The 23504-nt window shown below is 36.0% G+C and carries 11 protein-coding genes and 3 tRNA genes; 10 read left to right on the top strand and 4 right to left on the bottom strand.

The annotated features are described in order from the left end of the window. Positions 1 to 1531: 1531 nt before the first annotated feature. The 3 genes from ACFIJL_RS00045 (at position 1532) to ACFIJL_RS00055 (ending at position 6071) form a co-directional block, all read left to right on the top strand. On the top strand, positions 1532 to 2722 hold the full coding sequence (locus ACFIJL_RS00045) for a hypothetical protein (RefSeq protein ID WP_375622133.1): 1191 nt from the start codon (positions 1532 to 1534) through the stop codon (positions 2720 to 2722). Beyond that, positions 2719 to 3924 carry an ATP-grasp domain-containing protein gene (locus ACFIJL_RS00050; RefSeq protein WP_375621943.1) on the top strand — a complete coding sequence of 402 codons (1206 nt, stop codon included), beginning with the start codon at positions 2719 to 2721 and terminating at the stop codon, positions 3922 to 3924. The genes ACFIJL_RS00045 and ACFIJL_RS00050 overlap by 4 nt, the downstream gene beginning before the upstream one ends. 926 nt (positions 3925 to 4850) lie before the next feature. Then, complete coding sequence (locus tag ACFIJL_RS00055; protein WP_375621944.1) at positions 4851 to 6071, top strand: MFS transporter; 1221 nt, start codon at positions 4851 to 4853, stop codon at positions 6069 to 6071. Positions 6072 to 6545: 474 nt separating this feature from the next. Here the strand turns inward: ACFIJL_RS00055 and ACFIJL_RS00060 are convergent. Further along, positions 6546 to 6635 (bottom strand) — tRNA-Ser (locus tag ACFIJL_RS00060). A gap of 285 nt (positions 6636 to 6920) precedes the next feature. Between ACFIJL_RS00060 and rplU the strand changes: the two genes are divergently transcribed. The 4 genes from rplU (at position 6921) to ACFIJL_RS00080 (ending at position 13357) form a co-directional block, all read left to right on the top strand. Continuing rightward, entirely contained in the window at positions 6921 to 7397 is a 477-nt protein-coding gene (gene rplU / locus ACFIJL_RS00065; RefSeq protein ID WP_375621945.1) for a 50S ribosomal protein L21, read from the top strand. 12 nt (positions 7398 to 7409) lie between these two features. After that, the gene (rpmA, locus tag ACFIJL_RS00070) at positions 7410 to 7679 is read left to right on the top strand and encodes a 50S ribosomal protein L27 (protein WP_375621946.1); all 270 of its coding nucleotides are present in this window, start codon (positions 7410 to 7412) and stop codon (positions 7677 to 7679) included. Between the two features lie 1435 nt (positions 7680 to 9114). Next, entirely contained in the window at positions 9115 to 11646 is a 2532-nt protein-coding gene (ptsP, locus tag ACFIJL_RS00075) for a phosphoenolpyruvate--protein phosphotransferase (protein WP_375621947.1), read from the top strand. A 1621-nt stretch (positions 11647 to 13267) separates the two neighbouring features. Beyond that, positions 13268 to 13357: transfer RNA gene (locus ACFIJL_RS00080), tRNA-Ser, on the top strand. Between the two features lie 341 nt (positions 13358 to 13698). Here the strand turns inward: ACFIJL_RS00080 and pgi are convergent. The 3 genes from pgi to ACFIJL_RS00095 all read right to left on the bottom strand — a co-directional run bounded on the left by pgi (position 13699) and on the right by ACFIJL_RS00095 (position 19824). After that, the gene (gene pgi, locus ACFIJL_RS00085) at positions 13699 to 15363 is read right to left on the bottom strand and encodes a glucose-6-phosphate isomerase (protein ID WP_375621948.1); all 1665 of its coding nucleotides are present in this window, start codon (positions 15361 to 15363) and stop codon (positions 13699 to 13701) included. Positions 15364 to 15553: 190 nt separating this feature from the next. Further along, positions 15554 to 18688: an efflux RND transporter permease subunit gene (locus tag ACFIJL_RS00090; protein WP_375621949.1), complete on the bottom strand. Its 3135-nt coding sequence runs from the start codon at positions 18686 to 18688 to the stop codon at positions 15554 to 15556. Beyond that, positions 18685 to 19824: an efflux RND transporter periplasmic adaptor subunit gene (locus ACFIJL_RS00095; RefSeq protein ID WP_375621950.1), complete on the bottom strand. Its 1140-nt coding sequence runs from the start codon at positions 19822 to 19824 to the stop codon at positions 18685 to 18687. Before ACFIJL_RS00095 ends, ACFIJL_RS00090 begins: the two co-directional genes overlap by 4 nt. Positions 19825 to 20191: 367 nt before the next feature. Here ACFIJL_RS00095 and ACFIJL_RS00100 point away from each other — a divergent pair. From ACFIJL_RS00100 to rpsU, 3 genes are all read left to right on the top strand, one after another. Continuing rightward, positions 20192 to 20268, top strand: a tRNA-Arg gene (locus ACFIJL_RS00100). 718 nt (positions 20269 to 20986) lie between these two features. After that, a complete protein-coding gene (locus tag ACFIJL_RS00105; protein WP_375621951.1) occupies positions 20987 to 22660 on the top strand; it encodes a formate--tetrahydrofolate ligase in 1674 nt (557 codons plus the stop codon). Positions 22661 to 22846: 186 nt separating this feature from the next. Next, positions 22847 to 23080: a 30S ribosomal protein S21 gene (rpsU, locus tag ACFIJL_RS00110; protein WP_100128225.1), complete on the top strand. Its 234-nt coding sequence runs from the start codon at positions 22847 to 22849 to the stop codon at positions 23078 to 23080. Positions 23081 to 23504 lie beyond the last annotated feature (424 nt).

The following is a 23504-nucleotide window of genomic DNA, read 5'->3' on the forward strand; positions in this document are numbered from 1 at the left end:
TAAAAGAATAAACACACTATTATCCTCACGATAAATATTGATAACTTTTCTACTCCCCTTCTCCAAATCTTTTAAAACAAACCCATTACAGTTAGTTTTCCAAATAATTTTTTTCAATAAAAGAGAGTTTTTCTTCGTATTTTAAGTTTAAACTATTCCTTTTCTGCAACCGCTCCAGTACTGTAGTGGGCGATAAATGAAGATAAAATATAATATGGGGTCTTGGAATAGATTGAATTTAATTTAACGACACTTTCAAAAGAAAGCTCTCGAGCATAAAAATAAGCAAGACTAGAATAAACAGATCAATCGCTAATTAATAAATTTTGCAATGAAGCTAAGGAAGGTTCAATAATTTCAAGCGTATGTTTGCGTCTATCTGTCTTGCTAAGAGTGCTAAAAGCAACGGATCAGTTGCTTTTCCATTATCTAAATATCTCTAATTTATGGATTATTTCTATACTAAGAACTGTGTTAAAAATTTGTATTATATGTTTTTCTGTTGAGTAATGACGAGAAATTTCTTTGAAGAACCATATGGAGTTATAAACTTTTTTTCAAGATACATTCTGTCTATATACTCTCCATAAGTTAAATTGTTTTTTGTCTAAAATCTTTTAATGTTCAATAAGGTGTTTTTTAACTCGTCTCTAAACAGAAAAACACAATACTCCCGCATTTGTATAACTTATTAACTTTATGATAAATGGCGATATATAGACTTAGTTTTAAGATAAGATTATATTTTAGACAACTTAAAATGAGATTAAGTATTTGTAAAAAATATATTTTTTGATCACACTCCATAACCTTCCATTTTCTAATGAATTCTAGTAGAATTTCTGAGGATTACTCCTATAGCGTCGTGTAAGCGTATAAAAATGAGTTCGATCTAGATATATTATTGCCCCTAAGGGCTGAGACTGGATGCCGCTCCATAGGAATTTAATGAAATCAACTCTATCTTTTCTCAAACCACTGCCCTCACTATAAGCATTTGATATCCAATCCCGTCAAAAAGCAGCAGAGCAATTCTCAGAAAACATCGCTGAGATATTGAAATATGTCTTGCAAAAGCGTTTGAATCAAATGTTTCACTATATCTTTCGGTATATTCATAAACTGAAACTAAGAATATTATAATAAGCCTTCAAATAACGAAGTTTATTGTCACAACAACATCTAACAACGGTCAAAAGAAAAACCTCAACCTTGAGTATAAACAAAATCAACTTGAAAGCGCAAAATATATCTCTAGGACATAGTTATATTCGTTATCTGGCTTTCCCCTTATTGGCAAGCCTCCCGCAACAGACGCAGTAAAAATACCAACCTCTATCGCTATTCATTCTCCTGAATAATAAGCTATCACTACCATAGACATCAGCGTTCAAATTTTCCCTACCAAAAAACTTGACGTGCCCAGTAATATGTGTGTGTATTTATTATTTGTAAACATGTATGCTGATTTATAATACTGTGTGTTTTTAAGAGATTCTGAAATGGGGGGGATAATGTGCACAAACAACTGATGTTTCGGTTTTATGGGCTTGTTGTCCTGCTGTATCTTTCTGATATGGTTTTATTTTTAAGTAATCTTTGGAATGCTTATCGCATAACATCCTCATCGGTTTTCCTAGGCGTAACCATGGCTTTGGGAACTCTTATGCCCTATCTTTTGAAAAAAAGCGGACTTGTGCGCATTAAAGCCTCACTGCGGTTGGTCGATTTATACAAAAGGCGGATCATTATCTATAGCCTTCTTTTATTGATTGCTCTTTTCCATTACGCTGATTCCCCCTTTGGTTTTATTGCTGTCTCTATCTCTATCGGCTATCTCTCTTTGATTACCTTAAGCACACTCGAGACTTATAATACTAAACTAGCACTTAGTGGTTATATTAGCGCCCAAAAGGCTTCCCGCATTATGCAAACAGTGGTGCAAATTGGTGCATTTTTGGGAGCAGCACTGAGTGGTTATCTCTTAGAAGCGACCAGCCCTCGAGGGGCAGCAGCTGAAATCGGTTATAATGGTTTGATTGTGACACTTTGTGTGTTTGACATCATTATAAGCCTTATAGCCGGATATATTATCTTTTGCGATGAATATAACGCTACAGATACCACAGCACTTACAACTGGTAAGAAGCCAGCACCTACACCGCAAGCGGATGAGCTCTCCCGTGAGCTTAAACTTTTATGCGTTTGCATAGGACTTATTGGCTTTCATATTTGCGCTTATAATACGCTGGCAACTATTCTTTTTCAGAGTGTGAAAAATTTTGGTTCTGAATATTATGGGCTTTGCAGTGCGGTTGCAGGCGTGGGCGCTTTTTTGGCTGCTTTTATCAAAATCCCTCGTTTTGAATTTATTCTCCCAGCCCTTATGTTGAGCATGGCTGATCTTATTTTTAGCACCACACAATCGCCCTATTTGGCTGTGGTCTTTTGCTTTTTTATTGGCTTTTCAATGAATACCATGCGAATTAATGCCCGCAAACATACGATTGAAGCAACCAAAACAGAGGCTCAAGCAGAGCTGGTGGGAAGCTATAGCGGTATGCTTTATACTCTCTCCCAGTCGGCAGGTTATGTTATCCTTGGTCTTCTTACAAGCTCTGCCCTTATGGGACCTCAAGCAGCTGTTTATCTTCTACCCCTTATAGGGCTAATAATCTTTATTTATGTTCTTTTCCTTTTATCACAGCGGAACAAAGTATGAGAAAACCTATTCTTATTGTCGACCCTTTCTCCACTGGTGCCCTCTATGGCCCTGCTTTGAAAAAATTAGGCTATGCTTGTTATGGTGTTGTCTCTCAAGCAGCTCCTTTTTCACACTTTATGCTTTCTTATCAGGGAAAGGGCATGGCAGAAGCGAAGCTTCATAGTGTCGATGAGATAAAGAAACGCTTTCCTATCGGCACGATAGAGGCTGTAATAGCGGGTGCCGAAAGAGGTATCTATTGTGCAGAGCAATTGGCGGCTTATTATGGTTGTCTTGGGAATAACCCCTTGACTACCGATTGGCGACGGAAAAAAGCAGCGATGCAAAAACGTCTTTGTGAAAATGGTTTATCTTACATCCGATCAAAAATTCTTACAAAAAACGATTGTACTCTCGATGGTTTTGAAAGCCACAGCGGCTATGTGGTAAAGCCAAATGATTCTGCAGGGAGTGATGGTGTTTTGTTTTTCTCTAATCTTGAGGAAGTATTAACGTGGACCTCTGAAATCGACTGGAAGAAAAAAAATGTTTTTGGCGCACCTAACGAGGCCTATTTGCTCCAAGAAAGATTGGAGGGAGAGGAATACATCGTTGACGCCGTTGTAAAGGGAGAGGCTATAAAAATATGTAGTTTGTCACGATATAAAAAAGGTATTCATAATGGAAGTGCTTTTGTTTATGAATCGCTTGATGTGCTTGATGCTCAAGATCCCTCTTATGCCCCTCTTATCTCTTATGCAAAACAATGCATTCGCGCGCTGGGAATTGAATATGGACCTGCGCATATGGAAATCATGCAAACAGCTCGTGGTCCAGTGATGATTGAAGTAGGAGCCCGCCTCCACGGAGGAATTGCACCCACCTTGTTCACGCATTGCTATGAAGATGGTTTACTTGAAAGCTCCGTTAACCTTATTGCAGGCGTGTTTTCGCAAACACCAAGTCGCTTTAAGAAAAAAGGGCGTATTATCTTCCTTATCAACGAGATCGACAGTCATATTATAAAAGATGTTAATGTATGGCGGCAAAAGCTTCATTCTTGGGAAAATGTGGTTCATTTTATGCTCTTTTTTAAAGAAAACGAGCCCCTCCCCCTAACCATCGATTTAAATACCTGTCCAGCTATTATAGCAATTTGGGGACACAGTGATGATGAATTATCAGCTTTGGAGAGGATCATTCGTAGCAATTTCTTATAAAATACAGCAAGGGGGAGAAAAACATGGATTCAGAAGCGCAATCAATTGAAAATATAGACAAATATTAAAAATGGAAGCAAGTCATTTTTAAAGAATTCAATGCAACCATGAATAACAAAAACAGACCTTTTCCTTGTCTATTCGGGATAAATGAATACCCAAAAAACATGCTTAGATTTAGGCTCACAAAAAGTTGACCGCAAAAAGTACTATAGAAAACCTTATAAATTATTGCGATAACTATAAGAGCTTTGGAAAAAACATCTTTTATTACTTTCGAATCCCCCCATACAAAAAAGTTGAAGTTTATAGAGAGAATTTTGGGTCCATACTTAAAGATTTTCAAACGCTTGACAACAGAAAAGGCCCAAGTATATACTTCAAAATATGGATAGCCCTCTATGAAAATTCTGCTTTCATGGCGAACCTATATCCATAGTTTGCAATACACTATCTCATATAAACAGAATAAGTAGAAAAATTTCTATATTTATTTGACTTTCAAGCCCAGATGGTTTTTTCTCATTTGCTCAGTACAGAACAAAAAGAAAAAAATGTCTCCATTGTAGAAAAAAACTTGAACCTTTTGATATTATTATAAAATCCACCTTTTTATGGGAATATGACAATCCAAAGAATAAAGAATGGATGCAATATTTCTTACAGGATAATAGTACTGCCCCCCACCTTGCCCATATCTTACAATGGAGTACAATAATGACTAAGTTTCCTAGAATTAAACAAAAGTATATATAATGATGCTACAAAGTATAGAATTCATGCTGATAGATGCCTTGCAAAAATAAATACCTACAACGCATTTGAACTCAAATTTTATGAAAAACTCGAATTTAGTACTGAACCATATTCGACAATGGAGAAAATCATAAAATGGCTTGAATCCCTGTTTGAGAGAGAGAAAGTTATTGCGTAATTCTGTTTTTCTTATGATTGTGATTGGTTGTTTGACGAGTTTTTGTGCTAGTGGTGTATTATCTATTGGCCTTTCTTTGTTACAATTCCAAGATACAACGGGAGAAGCGTCTGCTACTTTAAATGTTGTTAATTTAATCGCAATTGGAATTGCTGGCTTATGTTTGGGAAACGTGTTGGCGCACTATCAAGGCTTTATAATTGGGTTTTATAGTCAAATTATTTGCGCTTGTTTATTATCTTTCTTATTATTTATGAACAATCCGGTGCTTATTTTATTTGTATTTTTTTTACTTTCTCTCTTGATGGGGGCAGATAACCCAAATAACAATAGTGCCTTGAATCAGCTGGTTCCCGCTCCCAAACAAAAAGCTGGAATTTTTGCATTTTACACTAGTTGCTGTCAGTTTTTTGTTATTATATCCCCATTGCTTATATATTTTATAATTGCGCATTTGGGGCACAAAATAGCCATAGCCTTTATTGTATTTATCTATCTTTTGAATGCCTGCTTATGGTTTCGTATAAAGTCTATACAACAACTAAACAGAGTAAAAGAGCTATTAAAAAAGCCATCTCAAAAAGCTTATGGAGTTGGTTTTAGATGCCTTTGGCGGATTTCTGCGTTGCGGTTTTTAACGATTAATCGTATTTTGAATAATTCTCTCTATACGGGGCCTATTGTTTTATTGCCACTTGTTCTTGCTTCTATAACATCAGATAATATAAAATTTACAGCTATTCAAAATTCTATTTTTGCTTTGTCAGCACTGGGTTTTGTGATCAATGGTCTTATCTCATCTTATTATTTACAGAAATTTCCATCTTTAATTCGTTTTTTTGTATGGGGGGCACCGGCTTTTGCTGTGATCGCAATCTCTTTTGTTTTATATTTAAATTTTACTCAATATTCCCTTTATATTATGGGGTTTTTATTAGGTATTGGGCAATTTTATTTTAGGATATCGGGAATAACAATTGGACAAGCTATCACACCTAGTGAAAATTTAGCCGAGGTGATTTTGGCAGGCGATGCCAGTGTACGCATCATAACAGCTTTATTCTCTATTGTGCTTTTATATGCAGGAAAATTTTTTTCATTTTCTATATTATACGTCCTATGTGTATTTATAGGCTTTTGCGCCCCTTTATTTATTTTGCACGGACTATCTATTTACATACAAAGCTTAAAGATAAAAGAAAGCGCCGCATGAATGATATTCAATTATTATATTACGTCAGCCTTTTTTTGATTATCGTATAGATAAAAATTTTGTACAAATATTCATGACATTAATTTTCAATAAGCACATTGCGTGAGAAAAGCTGAGGTGTTCGTTACCTCTCATGTGGATAAAACGCATTTAGCCCGTTAAGCAACGAAATTGCAAATAGCACTATGATCACCATTAATTCTCAAAGCTCTACCAGAAGTTAGTGATAATGGCAAAAATCCTTTAATGATATTTGAAGAGATCGTTTATGCTAGATCAGGTTATCTAAAGATCGAGAGAAGAGGAGCTTAGAAATTATAAAATTTATGGAAATTCAATAGTAATTTCTAAGTGTACATAATGACAGGCATAGCTCGGCGCGAACTAGTCAATTTCAAACAATAAAAAATCCTGCAAATGCTGAGCTTTTTAAACTATGTCATATCAAGCATATGAAAGTTCGTTTTAAATTAATGGCGGAGAGAGAGGGATTTGAACCCCCGATAGAGTTGCCCCTATGCCGCATTTCGAGTGCGGTGCTTTCAACCACTCAGCCATCTCTCCATAATAAAGTGAAACAAAAATCGGCACTATTTGAGTATATAAGGGGTAGATAACCTTCAATTGTTTTTGGTACAACCTTTTTTTCTTTTTTATGGGACTTTATTGACAGAGAATAGAAATTCCTTCATATATACAAAATATAAGCGTGGGGAAATCTGCGCATATTTGTGTTGAAGAAGGTTTTAACCTTCTTCAAGATCTATTACGACTGATAAAAAGCAGCCTATTTTCCCTTATTTTAAGGCAGAAATTAAATAAGAGCTGGAGTGAACGGAAGGATAAAAAATGTTCGCAGTCATTAAAACTGGTGGTAAGCAATACCGCATTGTTGCTAATCAAGTGGTAAAAGTTGAAAAAGTTAGTGGAAATGCGGGTGATGTTGTTGAATTCAATGACATATTAATGATTGGGCAAGAAGGTAATGCAGTTATTGGTACCCCTGTCGTTGCTGATGCATTGGTGACAGCTGAGATTTTAGAACAGGCACGTGGGCGCAAGGTTATCGCATTTAAGAAGCGCCGTCGTCAAAATTCTAAACGCACGCGTGGCCATCGTCAAGAATTTACGAGGCTTCGTGTTTTAGAAATTTTAATGGGTGGTTCAAAACCTAAAAAAGCAGCTGCGAAACCGATAAAAGAAGAAGCAACTGCCCTAAAAGAAACAAGAGCAGCTGCTGTTGAGAAGACGGTTAAAAAAACGGCTGAAAAAAAGACTACGTCGCAGAAGAAAGCGTCTGTAGCGTCAAAGAGTAAGAAAGATTAAAGGAGAGCGTCTATGGCACATAAAAAAGCTGGTGGTTCCTCGCGTAATGGTCGCGATTCAGAATCGAAACGTCTAGGCGTTAAAAAATTTGGTGGTGAAACCGTTATTGCCGGAAATATTATTATTCGCCAGCGTGGTACACGTTGGCATCCTGGCAACAATGTCGGCATTGGAAAAGATCATACGCTTTTTGCATTATCAAATGGCAAGGTTTCTTTTCAACGCAAAGCGGGTAATCGTTCCTACGTTTCAGTCATTCCTATGGTGGAGGCAGTAGAGTAATCTGTAACACTCTCTAGCAATCAACAGGATTTCATTGAATTATAGTTGTGGTTTTATAAGTATTAAAAGGGAAAGATAGAGTCTCATCTTTCCCTTTTTGCGTTGGTACTATAATAAATGTAGAAGATATACGAAAAAGGTAGAATTGAGGAAATGGCTTTTCTCAATGAAGGAAAAAGTTTGTGCGATGTTATGTTAGTATTTAGTACTAAACATATTGATATTATGATAGAATTTGTTGATAAATTTCTGTATAATAATAGTGAGAGAGACTTTCTTTTTATGTATGAAGAAGTGTCTAGTGATTTCTTATAAGAGAAGCAGTTTGTTTTCAGAAAATTATGAGAAATTTAATGAGAGCATTCTTTATGTAATCATTTTGATAAAGATGGGGCTTTTTATCGGCATTGTGGTATTGATGAGTTGTCATACTGTTTTTAGGTGGTAGTGTGGATAGGTGGGACTATTCATTTAAAAAGACATAGGGATAAAAAATCCATAAGAAGGCAGCCAAAACTACTTTGAAAGTGACGTGCATTAAGGGGCTTTCGGTAAATCGAGAGTGAAATTATATTTTTAAGGATGACGGTGTTTAAAGATATAAAAATAACCAACGTGCAATCAGCGCCCTTCAAGAATATTTTTTCTGATTTCACTATTATTGTGTATTGTTGAAAATAAATAAGCATAAGAGCTAGGGTTAAGGCAATAATTACTTTTCATTTTTGTACTTTATTTATCTCAGTTATCGAAATGTCTAGAAAATAAGATGATTTGTAGAGTTTTTCTTGATTTTAGTAGTTGGTGATGGTGCTTGGGGGATGTTCGTACTTTGCAAATGTGCGACAGAGGGTATTGTGTATTTGTGATGTTGATTGAAGTAAAGGTGTAGCTTAAAATATATAAATATTATATATCGAGGGTTTGATATCATAAGATGGGCAGCACGGAATTTTAAATATGATAAGTTGCATGGAGCAATTTGTAATTATGTCATGAATTTATAAAGAGGGATAATAGGTTAAATAAACTTTGAGGAATCAATCAAAATATTAGCTGAAGTTACGGATGATTGGGAAGGATGCTTTCTTGTAGGAAAAATAATGAAAAGTTATGTTGGATAACTTAGGATAATGAGAGTGTTTTGAAAACATAGTTTTTCAGGTGATTGGTTCTGTAGGAAATGGGGTTTTGTCTTTGTAAAGTAAAAGAGTAAGAGGCAGATTTGCTTATAATGGTTTTAAGCACTTCGCTAGATAATAATATCCAATTGTTTTATCGGTTATATTGAGGTATCTAAGCACCTCACTTAGCTATATTCCGTAAAATATAAATAAAGCTGTGGTGGTATTTATAGATTGTATTTTGGGAAATGCAGCTTTGAAAAGGAATGTGTCAGAGATATTGGTGCTCAAATGTGAGGCAATTTGAATTCATGATGAGATATGAGAAAGCAGAAGCAATGAATGTAGATTTTGCTGATGGTGAAATCTTGTCTATAAGATCTGTACAACTTGCAGCTGCTTTTGATCATAAAAATGATGCAATTTATGCTGCTGCTGAATTGCTTGTGCAGGTTGGTGCAGTTGATAAGTGTTATCTGGCAAGCATGCTTGCACGTGAAGAAACAACCAATACTTGGCTTGGAAATGGTATAGCCATTCCTCATGGTATGGCTGAAAATCGTGATTTAATTATCAAGGATGCTGTTGCTGTTATACAGGTTCCTGCTGGTGTTGAGTGGCATGATGGAAAAAAAGCACATTTGGTTATTGCCATTGCAGCGTGTCCAGATCGCTATAGAGAAATTTGTAAGAAATTGACGTCTCTTTTATTTGATAAAAAACAGCTTGAAGTACTTGCAACAACTATGGACAAACAGCAAATTGTTACAACTTTGTTTGACCAAGATATGAAGATAGAAAAAACTTTTATTGGTGACCTTTCGGTGTGTCAGGAATGGACTTTAGATTATCCAAGTGGTCTTCATGCACGACCAGCTTCTCTTTGGGTTGATTTTGCAAAAAAGGCTCAAAATTCTATCAGAGTTCGCCATGGTCAATATACCGTTGAAATGAAAAATTTGGTTGGTTTATTGCAATTAGGAGCAAAAAACGGTGATGTTCTGATTTTTTCTACAGATGCTGCAGAAGGAACACAACTTCTCAATGATGCCATTGCTATTGCGAAAAAAGTGAGTATTAGTGAAAAATGTCTGATGAGAGCAATGGAATCTCAAACAAAGGCTTTTCATGGTTGGTATCCACGCTCTATGCAAAAAGGCATTTCTGGTGTTGGAGCGAGTTCAGGATTAGCATTTGGTAAGATTTTTGTTTTAAGGCAAAATGATATTTCCATAATAGATCAGCCAATTGATTTTGCAGCTGGTGCAGCATGTCTTGAAAATGCTCTTACAAAAACAAAACATAAAATGGCATCTGTGATTTCTGATATTACAGTGCGTATGGGAGCAGATTCTGCTGCGATTTTTTCTGCGCAAATGGTTTTGCTTGAAGATGAAAATTTAATAGCTCAAGCTTGTCGTTTTATAGCGGAAGGTCATGGTGTCGCTTGGTCTTGGGATAGAGCGGTTCGTCAATTTTCAGATATGTTTTTTAAGGTAGATAATCCTTTGTTAGCAGCACGTGCTGTTAATTTAGTTGATGTTGGTCGACGTGTTTTAGGTGAAATCAATCCATCCTATAAATCGTTCTTTTTAAATGATATTCCACATGGTGTAATTCTGGTTACAAATGACCTTTCTCCTTCTGATGTAGCACAACTTGATTGTACAAGGGTAAAAGGATTAGCAACAGCATGGGGAGGTCCATTATCTCATACAGCTATTTTGGCGCGTACTCTTGGTATTCCAATGGTGGTTGCTGCAGGTGATGATATTTTAGCGATTCAGTCTGATATTCAGGCTATTATTGATGGCGATAACGGATTTATTTACCTTGATCCTACGCTTGAAGACGTTGAAGATGCTCAAAGGCATATTGATACTGTTGCGCAAAAACGTGTCAGTGAAATAAGTGCGTGTAGATTACCAGCGCAAACGATAGATGGTCAAAGAATTCGTATCATGGCTAATGTCAACTACGCAAATCAGGTTCCTGTTGCGCTTGATTTGGGGGCTGAAGGTGTTGGACTCATGCGCACGGAATTTTTGTTTTTAGAGAATCCATATATTCCGGATGAAGAGCTACAATTTAATATATATCGGGCGATGATTACAGCTGTAGGAGATAAGCCATTAATTATTCGTGCGCTTGATATTGGTGGAGATAAACAGGTTACGCATTTACATTTATCTAAAGAGGACAATCCTTTTTTAGGTGTTCGAGGAACGCGGCTTTTGTTACGTCGACGTGATCTTTTGGTTCCTCAATTACGTGCTTTATATCGAGCAGCAAAAGAGGGCGGAGATCTATGGATTGTGTTTCCGATGGTCATGTCTGTTTCAGAGATTGTCGCTATAAAAAAGATTGCAGAGGAAATCCGCAACGATATTGATGCACCAAAATTAAAACTTGGTATTATGATCGAAGTTCCAGCAGCGGCTATTATGGCAGATGTATTAAGCGCCTATGTTGATTTTTTTTCAATTGGAACCAATGACCTAACACAGTATACAATGGCTGTTGATCGGCAAAATCCGTACCTTGTGTCTGAAGCTGATAGCCTTGATCCAGCAGTTTTGCGTATGATTTATCAGACTATTCAGGGAGCTGCACAACATAAGTGTTGGGTTAGTGTATGTGGTGGTATGGCTGGAGATCCTTTTGGTGCAATGATTTTGACTGGATTGGGAATTCATGAGCTTTCTATGATATCTTGCGATATTTCTCCAGTAAAGGCGTGTTTACAGACTCATAGTTTTGAAGATATGAAAATTTTAGCACAAAAAGCATTACAATGTGAAACTGCACGAGCTGTACGTGCTCTAAGCAAGGATATAAGGTGATAAAGAACATTAAGGGAAAAGAACGAGCTCATTTTGCACAGTAATCAGATCTTTAGTGCTGTAAAACATTATCCTTTAAGACGATTATTAACAACATATTAATTTATAATGGTAGTTTATCGTTTTACATAATGAGAGCTCTAAATATCGTAAGGTTTGTTCGTTTTAAATTTCTCTATATTCAATTAATAAAAATTATTCTTTTATACATTACAAGGAGGAGTAATGTATGGATAAAAACACTTTAGGAAAGAATAAATGCCTTTTATGCATTCTCTTAAATAGCAGGGGATGTTGTAACATTAGGGGATAAATAGCGTGATCGTACTTGGCTTTTCCTTTTTATTTAAGAAAAGATGATGCTATCCAATAAATTTTATACCACTCATAGACACCGTATGAGGTAGATGTGACAAGCTTTAAGAGATGTTTTTTAACAAACGTGTGGATGAGAAAAAAATATATTTTTAGAGTATTCTGTTTTGTTATGAGACCATATCCCACTTAAAGAATGCGATAATCAAAAGTATGAAGTAATACGTACTCTCTTTTAAATAATGGAGACTACTTTAGATATTTTGAAAACTGTAAAGCTGAATTTAAAAATATATGGTAAAAATGAAAACAGGTTTGCATTTTTATGATTTTGTATTTGACCAAAATGAGACTATTTTTTCATTTCAGAAAATAAGATATATTCATACATATTAAATTAAAAATGCAAAGTTTTTTTGTCTGAATTTTATTTTCTTTAGTATCAACTAAATATAGAAGTGTGACATTGAATAGAGGATTTAGAGTAGAGCTTATTATGTAATCCTATGAAAGAGAAGACTGACACCATCACACTATTTTACAACTCTCAATGTTGCAAAAATTCGTGCTATTTAAAAAAATGCATAAGAGGCACTTATCCTCTCTTAAAATGTTCTTCCCCCACATACCATCCCTTCCTATGACGCATAAGCAAGTGATTTTAATTCATTCAATATGAAAGGGGGTCTGATGAGAAAAATTTACGATATTCGAGGTTTTTATGATGTGTAAACGATAATTTATCATTATAAGTCAATATATTATATATTGTCTTAAACATAAAAGTGATTAGCAGGTAGATCTCATTTCAAGAAAGAGTTGTTTGTAATCAAAATTATAGTGATTAAAGACTTTCATCCTTGGAGGCAAGAAGGAGGTTGAAAATGATTTTATTGAAATGAAATTTATTATCTGAATAAACAATTTTAATATTAGGGATATAAGAAGTTTATATCGTTATTATTCTATTTATTATTAGGGTAATCAATGGTGTGAAGCGAGAGGTATTTAATGATTTGGTTATGTAAAACCATGGATTGTATGCCAATTTTAAGAGAAGTATTTTTTTGTGAAGCAGAAAGTGCGTAAATGAGCATGAAAGTTTATAACTGGTGACAATTTTTTTATTCCCATTATTGTATTCTACAAACCTATCCACGAAAAAAGTTTTTTCTTAAAAAGAAGGGATGTGCTTGTTATTCAACAGATATAAGCTATTACTTTAATAAATGAATTTGTTTTTTGGGTTTTGAATGTGTAGTTTAGACTTGCACGTTATTTCTTTCTGGGTATAGTGCAAACTTCTGGAGAGGTGGCCGAGTGGTTGAAGGCGCACGCCTGGAACGCGTGTATATGGGAAACCATATCGAGGGTTCGAATCCCTCTCTCTCCGCCACAGTTTATAAAGCGATATTATTAAAACTGTCTTTAATCGTAGCTTGCCGGTTGTAGATTGCCAGCGGGTTTTGTATAATTTGACACTAGTTTTTGTACCAATTTATTTTTTTTCAAAGAGTTTTAAAGGTGTTCTCAAAGGGTCTTCAAAGACCACTCAAAGGTCTTTATCGTTTTGCGAATAAATTCTCATTTTTACAATTTTTACACTTTTTTGATTTTCTGTTATATAAATCTAATCCAGATAATAAGAGAACGCATAGTAAAATTAAAGAATTATCTCATATTTCTTTCTCATTCTACTTTTGCTTAGTTAGTACAAAAACTACTGTAAAATTATATTTATTTTGCACGTCTTGCCTGAATATGTGCCAGCAACCCTAATGTTGAACTATCACGATTATCCGCTTTACTTTCTCCACGAAGAATTGGTAGTAACTCGTTTGCTAATTCTTTACCAAGTTCAACACCCCATTGATCAAATGAATTAATATTCATTAAAATCCCTTCAACAAAAGTACGATGTTCATAAAGCGCAATAAGACGACCGAGTGCAAAAGGTGTTAATAAATCTTGAACCAGCGTAATACTGGGACGGTTTCCTTTAAAACTTCTATGAAGTGCTAAATGATCTGCCTCACCCTCATCAACTCCATTTTTTATCAAGATATGCCGAGCATCTTCAATACTACGCCCCTTCATCAATGCTTTTGATTGTGCCAAACCGTTTGCTAGCAACATCTCATACATAGAATGTAAATTTTTCTCATGCCCTTTTATAAATAAAATAAATTCTACAGGAATAATATCTGTTCCTTGATGCAGAAGCTGAAAAAAAGCATGTTGACTATTTGTTCCTGAAGCCCCCCAAACAATTGGACCACTTGAAAAACTTAATGGTTTTCCATCCAGCGAGACTTGCTTACCATTTGATTCCATATCAAGCTGTTGTAAATAAGCTGGAAAATGTATTAAACGCTGTGCATAAGGAATAATCGAACGTGATGAATAACCACAAATAACACGGTGCCAAAACCCTAAAAGAGCAAATCGAATAGGAATATTTTTATGCAAAGGCGCTATTTTAAAATGTTGGTCCATCTGCAAGGCGCCTTTCAGAAATTGGCGAAAATTCTGCCCTCCTATTGCTAACATAACAATAAGACCGATAGCTGACCAAATTGAATAACGCCCTCCAACCCAATCCCAAAATTTAAAAACTCTTGTGGATTCTATGCCGAATTCTGCCACTTTATCAAGAGCACTTGAAACAGCAACAAAATGCGTACAAACGGCTTCTTCTCCTAAATGTGAACAAATCCACTGACGTGCAACTTGAGCATTTACCATTGTTTCAGCCGTTGTAAAAGTTTTAGAAGAAATGATAAACAGCGTTGTTGCTGGATTTAAAACAGAGAGAATATCAGAAATATGCGCACTGTCAGCATTAGAAACAAAATGACACTGTGGACCATCATGATAAGGTTTTAAGGCGTATGTGACCATTACAGGACCAAGATCAGAACCACCAATACCAATATTGACAATATCACTTATTCTCTCGCCACTGCTTCCCTTATAGCTGCCATCACGCACCTTTTCAGAAAATCTTTCCATATCTTCAAGGACGTCTTGAATATCACGAATAAGATTATGACCATCCAACATGAAAATTTCAGCAGCAGGTAAACGTAATGCAATATGAAGAACTGAGCGTTTTTCCGTTGTATTAATCGCCTTACCAGAAAACATTGCATCACGCCGGCCTAACACATCTGCTGCGACCGCTAAATCATCTAAAAGTTGCAATGTTTTAAATGTCACCCCACATTTTGAAAAATCGAAAAGAAGATCATCAAGTCTGAGGGAAAAATGGGAAAAACGCTGTTCATCTTCTACAAAATGCCGACGAATATCATAAACCCCATCCTTTGCGGCATGGTTTCTTAAAGCTTTTAATGTGGCTTCAAAAGCCTTTTCATTTCGAATCGAAAAGCTATCTCCCATAAGGTTATCCTATACAGTTATTGATAATGAAATCTATGCCCAAACAATAACAAAGCAGAAAGCATCTCCTTTATTGCTCGCTATTTTCACTGCTCACATAAAAATGAAGGAATATACAAAATATAAAGGATAAGATCCGAAAATGATATTTTTACAAGAATAAACTTTCAAATCTTTTCTATCATACACATCATTTAACTTGATTGAGTTCTTTTGTTAAACGTAAATCTTCTTCTGCTTTTGGTCTTATAAAACGCCCTAAAAAAAGATAAACAACCGGTGTAACATAAAGCGTAAAAATAGTTGCTAAACCTAAGCCACCAACAATAACCCAACCTAAAGCTATACGAGCTTCTGCGCCAGCACCTTTGGCCAAAACCAAAGGAATACCTCCTAAAATGGCACAAATCATTGTCATACAAACTGGACGAAGGCGAATGTTTGCTGCTTCTTCTACGGCTTCACGCACACTTCTTCCCTGATCGCGTAATTGATCTGCAAATTCAACAATGAGAATACCATTTTTTGCCATAACACCAATTAACAAAATTAATCCAATTTGGCTGTAAATATTAAGACTTACACCACTTAATAGCATAGCAATTACAGCACAACCAATCCCTAATGGGACAGTGGCCATGATAATGAATCCTGAAATAAAGCTTTCAAACTGAGCAGCCAAAATCAATAAAATAATCAAAAAAGCAATGCCAAAAACAATCATAAAATTGGAAGATGTTTCATTAAGCGTTTCGGCTTCCCCTAAGGGAACCAAGTAGGTCCCTTTTGATAACAAAGGAGAAGCAATTTTCTGTACAGTTTGGTAAGCTTCCCCTAAAGCGATATCTGGAGCAAGATTTGCGCTTAAAATAACAGCACTCATGCGTTTTTCCCGTTTTAATTGAGGAGCAATAGCTTTTTCATGTAAACGCGCAATAACCGATAAAGGAACATATCGATTGTCTTTGGTTTTTAAAAAAATATTTTCTAAATCGCTAGGACTCTTCATAGAATTTGTACGCGATATCAATTTAACATCGTAAGAATGATCATCCACGTTAATGGAACCAATCTTTTTACCATCCAACATTGTTTGTAATGTATCGCCCAAATTGGTGATATCAATCCCTAAATCGGAGGCTTTTTTTCGATTGATTTCAATAAAAAATTGCGGTTGTGTTGCATCAACAGTAAGACGTGGGCGAATAAAACGCGGATCATCTTGTAAAGTACTCACCAGCTTATCAGCAATAGGTTGTAATGTTGCATAATCATTGCCAAGAATTGCAAATTGTAATCCTTGCCCAGTTCCTCTCACACCCAAAGAATTTCCCTGCGCAGCAAATACAAAAACTGCGGGAAACTGTTTAACCTTTGCATTAACATCTTTCACGATTTCTTGCTGACTACGTAACCGTTTATCCCAAGATGAAAGCAATAAAATCAAAAAAGCAGTATTGGGTGAACCACCAGCACCCGCGATAGAGTAACTGTTAGCAATCTCCCCTGCATCACGTAATGGCTGTAGACTTGCTTCAATTTGCTCTATTTGCTCGTTCAAATATTGTGTTGAAATACCTTGTGGTCCATTAATAACCAAAAAGATCACAGCTCTGTCTTCTGCTGGCGTTAATTCCTGTTGTAGCTTCGTATAGCCTCCAACACAAAGACCCGCAAAAATAAGTGAAGCAAAAACAACAGCCCAAGGCTTTTCTAAACACTTATGCAAACTGTAAGTATATGCCTTATGAAAAAAAGTACCTAATTTATATAAAAAAGCAAAATGATGGGACTCTTCCTCTTTCTCCTCAATATGTTCTTTGAGAAAACGCGAAGCCAACATGGGACAAAGCGTTAAGGCAACAACTGAAGAAAGCAAAATAGAAATTGCCAAAACAAAACCAAATTCTCTAAAAAGACCTCCAACTTGCCCAGGAAGAAAGGAAATAGGAACAAACACAGCCACTAATGTCAGTGTTGTTGCTAAAACAGCAAAAAATACTTCACGTGTTCCTATCACCGCTGCTGCTCTGGAACCTAATCCCATGTTGCGCCACCGAACAATATTCTCAAGAACAACAATGGCATCATCCACAACAAGCCCTGTTGCTAAAACAAGTCCTAAAAATGTGAGAATATTCAATGAAAATCCTACAAGATAAATAGCTGCAATGGTACCAATCAAAGCAACAGGAAGAGATACAGCAGGTATCAGCGTTATACGAATGTCTCTGAGAAAAAGAAAAATGACCAAGATAACGCTCAAAATAGCAATGACCAACGCAACTTCAACCTCATGAAGAGCGCTTTTAATAAAAACTGCATCGTCATTAATAACGTCTATATGTACAGAAGAAGGAACAATACTTTTGAGATTATCAACAACGGCTCTCACACCTTCAGAAATATTAAGAGTGTTGGATTGTGCTTTACGCACGATACCTAATCCAATACCTGTCTTTCCATTAATACGAAGAATAACCGTTTCTATATCCGGCGATAAAGTAACATGCGCTACATCACCAAGATGCACATGAGGCTTTAAAACAACTTGTTCAAAAGATTCTGGTGTTGTTAAACGTGCAGTAGCACGCACAACTAAAGTTTGTTTAGAATTGCGTAATGATCCTACTGGCACATCCGTTGTCATATCAGCAAGAACACGTGAAATATCTGCTACAGTTAATCCATAACTTGCAAGTTTTGCTTGATCTATATCAATCTGAAAAATCTTTGTGCGAGCACTATCGACCTGTACATCACCAACACCATCAACAGCAGAAATTGCATCAACAATCTGATCGTTTACAATCGTGGTTAAATCATCAACACTCATTGTTGGTGACGTCACAACCAAATACATCATGGCAGCAGCATTCGAATCTGCTTTAATAATCAAAGGCGAATCCGCATCTTTCGGTAAAGAATAGGTAATACGGGAGAGAGCATCACGAATATCAGATGCTGCAACATTCAAATCAACACCAACATTAAAATTAATCTGTACACGGGAGCGCCCAAAAGAAGACGTTGAAGAAATCGTCTTAACACCTGAAACACGAGAAACGGCATCTTCTATAACTTTTGTAACTTCACGATCAATTGTTTCTGCCGACGCACCAGAAAACACCGTCACAACCGTCGTTACGGGAGTATCAACATCGGGTAATTCTCTTACATCAACATTTAACCATGCTGCAAATCCTGCAATGATGATCATAGCATTTAAAACAAAAGTAAAAACCGGTCTGCGAATAAATAAGGTAATGAGACCACCTTGCTCGGCCTGTGACATCGGCTGTTTTGTGCTCAATTCTTGGCTCATTGTATATCCGTTCCGTAAACTGCTGGTAATTGCTGTTGATGAGACTTTGGATCATCAATCGTTACTTTACTTCCTGGATAAAGCATTTGTACTCCTTGAATGACAACTTGATCACCATTTTCTAGAGGTGCTTTTACGAAAACTTGATCTGCTTTATGCTGAATAATTGATACGGGTATAGCCTCTACTTTCCCTTCTCTCACACGCCAAACGAATGACCCTTTACTATTCCATTGAACTGCAAGAGGATTAACGACAGGAAAAGAACCACCATGAAATTGCAAGGCAACAGAAAAAGACATACCAGACATGAGCGTATCTTTTTCATTATTGATTTCAACCTGAGCATGAAGTGTGCGACTTTCTGGATCAACGATATTATCAATCGCATAAATATGACCAACAAAAGATCTATCTGGCTGCGCGATTAACGTTGCCGTTACCTCATCTCCTTTATGGATGCGCGACACATATCGTTCAGGGGCCCATATATCGACCAAAATACGTTCTCTATTCTCAATACGGCCTATTACAGTATTAAGGGTCACGTTATTCCCCGCATCAACGGGCAAAATACCAACAACTCCAGGAATCGGTGCTCGAATTGTTCGCCGATCGAGATCTAATTCAGCATTACGCAAAACTAAATTTGCGTTATCCAACTCTAAGCGCGCCATAATTTCTTGAACTTCCGTTGCTGTATTGCTGGCGCGTAATTTAAGAATGCGCGAAAGCGTTAACGCATTGTTATCACGTTGCACTTTTGCTTTTGCAGCCGCTATTTCTTCTTTTTTAGAATCAAGCTTTGCAATCACATCATCGGCTTGTACTTTTGTACCCGCTGATACAAAAAGCTTATCAATAACACCTGAGGATAAAGGGGTAAGCTCGACTTCTGCAAGAGCTTTTCCACTCCCAAGAACGTTAAGTTGTTCATAAAGATCTTGAACTTTTACAAGATCAACGACCACATTTACCGGTGGCCTTCCCATTTTTTCATTTGAATCTTTATCCGATACTCTTGTTTTATCCACCATAGAAATGGGTTGGTCTGCACTCTTTTTTCCAGCCCAATAAGTAACCGTTAAAACAACGATTAAAAACACTAATGGAAAGCTCTTTTTTAATAACGCCATACATCCGCCCTTGCTGTGTCATGTTCATCTGAAATAGTTTTCAACAGTAATATCGGCGTTTTACACAAAAACCCAACAGCGGGTGTGTATATCTTACCCCCACCGCAAAAAACACATCTCATCTCTGCTTGACTATCTTTCATAGATTAAAACGTCAAGTTAACTATCGTTCATATTGCTTTGTATGGTCATGACAAAAAAATGTTCATATCAAAACCAACTGAAGCCATAATATCTTATATCCTTTTTTAAAATATATCATAAAAAAGAGAGATTTTTTTTATGACGACTCAAGTTTCACTTGCATTTCTTTAATGAAACGATTAGGAACCCTTTGTCTTAGACAATGTAAAAAATTGAAATGTATGCACCCGTAGCTCAGCTGGATAGAGCACCAGACTACGAATCTGGGGGTCAGGAGTTCGAATCTCTTCGGGTGCGCCATTATCAACAATATCTTCTTAATCAACAATATCTTCTTATAAAGCAAACTTTTTAAATTCTTTATTTTGTGATTTGTTTTTTTGTATTTTGTTATTTCATTCTGTTGTGAGTCTTTTTTGCTAGAATAAAATATTATGAGTCCTTCAATTCAGCTTTAAGGCGTTTTTATTAGCTAATAATCGTAGCGATTGCATAAGTAGCGTGTGTTGTTATTTTCTTTTTTCAATCTATGCGCTTATTTTTGATCTCTTCCGGATTATACTCTCTAATCAGTTAGGTAATTTTTTACGTGCTTATTCTAATTGTTCCATAACTAGATATTTCTGAATATTTTTATTCCTAGCAGTTCCATCTTAAAAGGGACTTCAGATGTGCCGCCATAAATTCCGGTGTACCACCATGTAAAACTTTTTTAATGTGTTATTGGAAAGAATAAATAAACTACTTCTCAAACGTACCACTATAAAACACTTATGGTATCCATTAATATCATCAGCATTTTGTTGTAAACCACAGCTTCTTTTCGCAATATTTTTAATTGAATTAAACGTATTTTTACTGCTTAAAAGCAAAGTTGATTCTTTAGCATTATCTCTTGCATGGCATATCATCAACTTCTATGATATCTTAATGTTTTCTGTTCTCTATGAATTTTTCTAATTAATCCATGAGGTACAGATCTCGAACATTAATAAAAGCTAAGTTAAAGAATTTTTCCATGCCTAAAACAGATATTGAAATTGCTCGCACTGCTAAAAAGCAACATATTGTTGAAATTGCACAAAAAATTGGTATCTCACATGAAAATCTCATTCCCTATGGCCATGATAAAGCTAAAATTTCTTCTGAATACATAAAATCGCTTAATAAAAATCCAGATGGTAAACTTATCCTTGTCACAGCTATCAATCCCACACCTGCTGGAGAAGGCAAAACAACAACAACAGTTGGACTCAGTGATGCTCTTAATCTTATTGGTAAAAAAACAATAGCTACCTTGAGAGAACCGTCTTTAGGTCCCTGTTTTGGTGTAAAAGGTGGTGCTGCTGGTGGTGGTTATGCGCAAGTCATTCCAATGGATGACCTTAATTTACATTTTACCGGTGATTTTCATGCTATTACAGCTGCTCATAATCTTCTTGCCGCAATGATAGATAATCATCTTTATTGGGGAAATACTCTAAACATTGATCCACGTCGCATTGTTTGGAAACGCGTGCTGGATATGAATGACCGTGCATTGCGCGATATTGTTATTTCATTGGGGGGCATAACAAATGGTTTTCCACGCCAAACAGGTTTTGATATTACTGTTGCATCAGAAATTATGGCGCTTCTTTGTCTCTCTGAAAATTTAGAAAACCTTACACAAAGACTCAAAAAAATTATTGTTGCTTATCGTTATGATAAAACGCCCATCACCGTTGCTGATCTCAATGCGGAAGGTGCAATGGCCGTTCTTCTTAAAGATGCTATACAGCCCAATCTCGTACAGACAATTGAAAATAATCCTGTTCTCGTTCATGGAGGACCTTTTGCCAACATTGCTCATGGTTGCAATTCAGTTATAGCAACAAAAACTGCTTTAAAACTTGCTGATTATGTTGTCACCGAAGCAGGGTTTGGAGCAGATCTGGGAGCAGAAAAGTTCTTCAATATTAAATGTAGGCAAGCAGGTATTGTACCAAATGCTACAGTGATCGTCGCAACTATTCGTGCATTAAAAATGAATGGTGGTCTGGATAAAAATAACCTGACAGAAGAAAATATTACCGCTTTAGAAAAAGGAGCAGCCAATCTTTTACGACACATAAAAAATATGAAGCACTACGGTATTCCTTGTGTTGTAGCTATCAATCATTTTGACAGCGATAGCGATGCTGAAATAAAAACATTACAAAAAATAGTTGCAACAACTGGACACAAAGCTATTATCTGTAAGCATTGGGAACAAGGTGGGAAAGGCGCTATAGAACTTGCACAAGAACTCGTTACCTTGATTGAAAAGCACGATTCTGATTTTAAAGTTCTCTATCAAGATGATATTCCCCTCGTTCAAAAAATTAATTGTATTATAACAAAGCTATACGGTGGACGTGGCGCCATCATCTCTGCCCCTATTCTCAAACAACTTGAAACTTGGGAAAAAGAAGGTTTTGGCGCCTACCCTATTTGTATGGCAAAAACACCTTATTCTTTTTCTTCTGATCCCAAGCAATATGGTGCTCCTGTTGATTTTGAAATTCCTATACGAGAAGTTCGTCTCTGTGCGGGAGCCGGCTTTATTGTGGTCATTTGTGGAGATGTTATGACCATGCCGGGACTACCCCATTATCCCACGGCTGAAAAAATTCATCTTGACGAAAATGATCAAATACAAGGGCTTTCATAAATTTATAACCGTAAACTCTATCATTCATTATAAAAAGCATTTTATTGCAAAAAGAATAGAATTTTAAAAAGCGATATAGACAAATGTCTTATTTATATGATATAAGTAGTTGTCCTTTTGGATATGCCTTTAAAAGGACGTAGGTTTTTCCTATCATTTATGACTCTGAAAAAAGCAGGATAGATAGTGCAAGTACTCGTTCGTGATAATAATGTTGACCAAGCGCTCCGTGCGTTGAAAAAAAAGATGCAGCGTGAAGGTATCTTCCGTGAAATGAAAATGCGTAGTTATTATGAGAAGCCGTCTGAGAAGCGTGCTCGTGAAAAAGCTGAAGCTATTCGTCGTACACGTAAGCTTGCTCGTAAGCGTGCGCAAAGAGAAGGTTTTGTTAGTAACGGACGAGCTGTTGCGGTAAAGTAATACACTTTATGATATTATGTAACTGTATCAGCAATAGATAATAAGCTACTAGAAAATTTTATCTTTATAGGCGATTGTAATAAAGTGCTTATGTGTGGGCTTTGTGTACAATATTATCTAATATGTTAGTTATTTGAATAATAATAAAGTTTCTATCATAGAGATGTTTTTTATTTCACTCTATATATTTTAAAAAATAGATAGCAAACTACACTTTAGATCTTTAAGCGACTTTTTTCTATGTGAATTGAGTATGAGGTGTTTTATTATCATTTTTTGCTATAACTTTTTTCCTTCTGGATATCTCTTAAATAGCTTGCTTCTTATGTACAAGTTTCATGATGAATTTTGTCATTAAATATTCTACATCTTTCGATCATCCTAGGTCTGATTACAAAACAAAAATAACTATCGCAATATGCAA

Source organism: Bartonella sp. TT119HLJHH (genome assembly GCF_042193385.1).
Taxonomy (GTDB): domain Bacteria; phylum Pseudomonadota; class Alphaproteobacteria; order Rhizobiales; family Rhizobiaceae; genus Bartonella.

Bases quoted from the DNA above. Each gene is read 5' to 3' on its own strand.
- ACFIJL_RS00045 (WP_375622133.1), top strand. From the start codon at position 1,532: ATGTTTCGGTTTTATGGGCTTGTTGTCCTGCTGTATCTTTCTGATATG.
- ACFIJL_RS00050 (WP_375621943.1), top strand. From the start codon at position 2,719: ATGAGAAAACCTATTCTTATTGTCGACCCTTTCTCCACTGGTGCCCTC.
- rplU (WP_375621945.1), top strand. From the start codon at position 6,921: ATGTTCGCAGTCATTAAAACTGGTGGTAAGCAATACCGCATTGTTGCT.
- rpmA (WP_375621946.1), top strand. From the start codon at position 7,410: ATGGCACATAAAAAAGCTGGTGGTTCCTCGCGTAATGGTCGCGATTCA.
- ptsP (WP_375621947.1), top strand. From the start codon at position 9,115: ATGATGAGATATGAGAAAGCAGAAGCAATGAATGTAGATTTTGCTGAT.
- pgi (WP_375621948.1), bottom strand. From the start codon at position 15,363: ATGGGAGATAGCTTTTCGATTCGAAATGAAAAGGCTTTTGAAGCCACA.
- ACFIJL_RS00090 (WP_375621949.1), bottom strand. From the start codon at position 18,688: ATGAGCCAAGAATTGAGCACAAAACAGCCGATGTCACAGGCCGAGCAA.
- ACFIJL_RS00095 (WP_375621950.1), bottom strand. From the start codon at position 19,824: ATGGCGTTATTAAAAAAGAGCTTTCCATTAGTGTTTTTAATCGTTGTT.
- ACFIJL_RS00105 (WP_375621951.1), top strand. From the start codon at position 20,987: ATGCCTAAAACAGATATTGAAATTGCTCGCACTGCTAAAAAGCAACAT.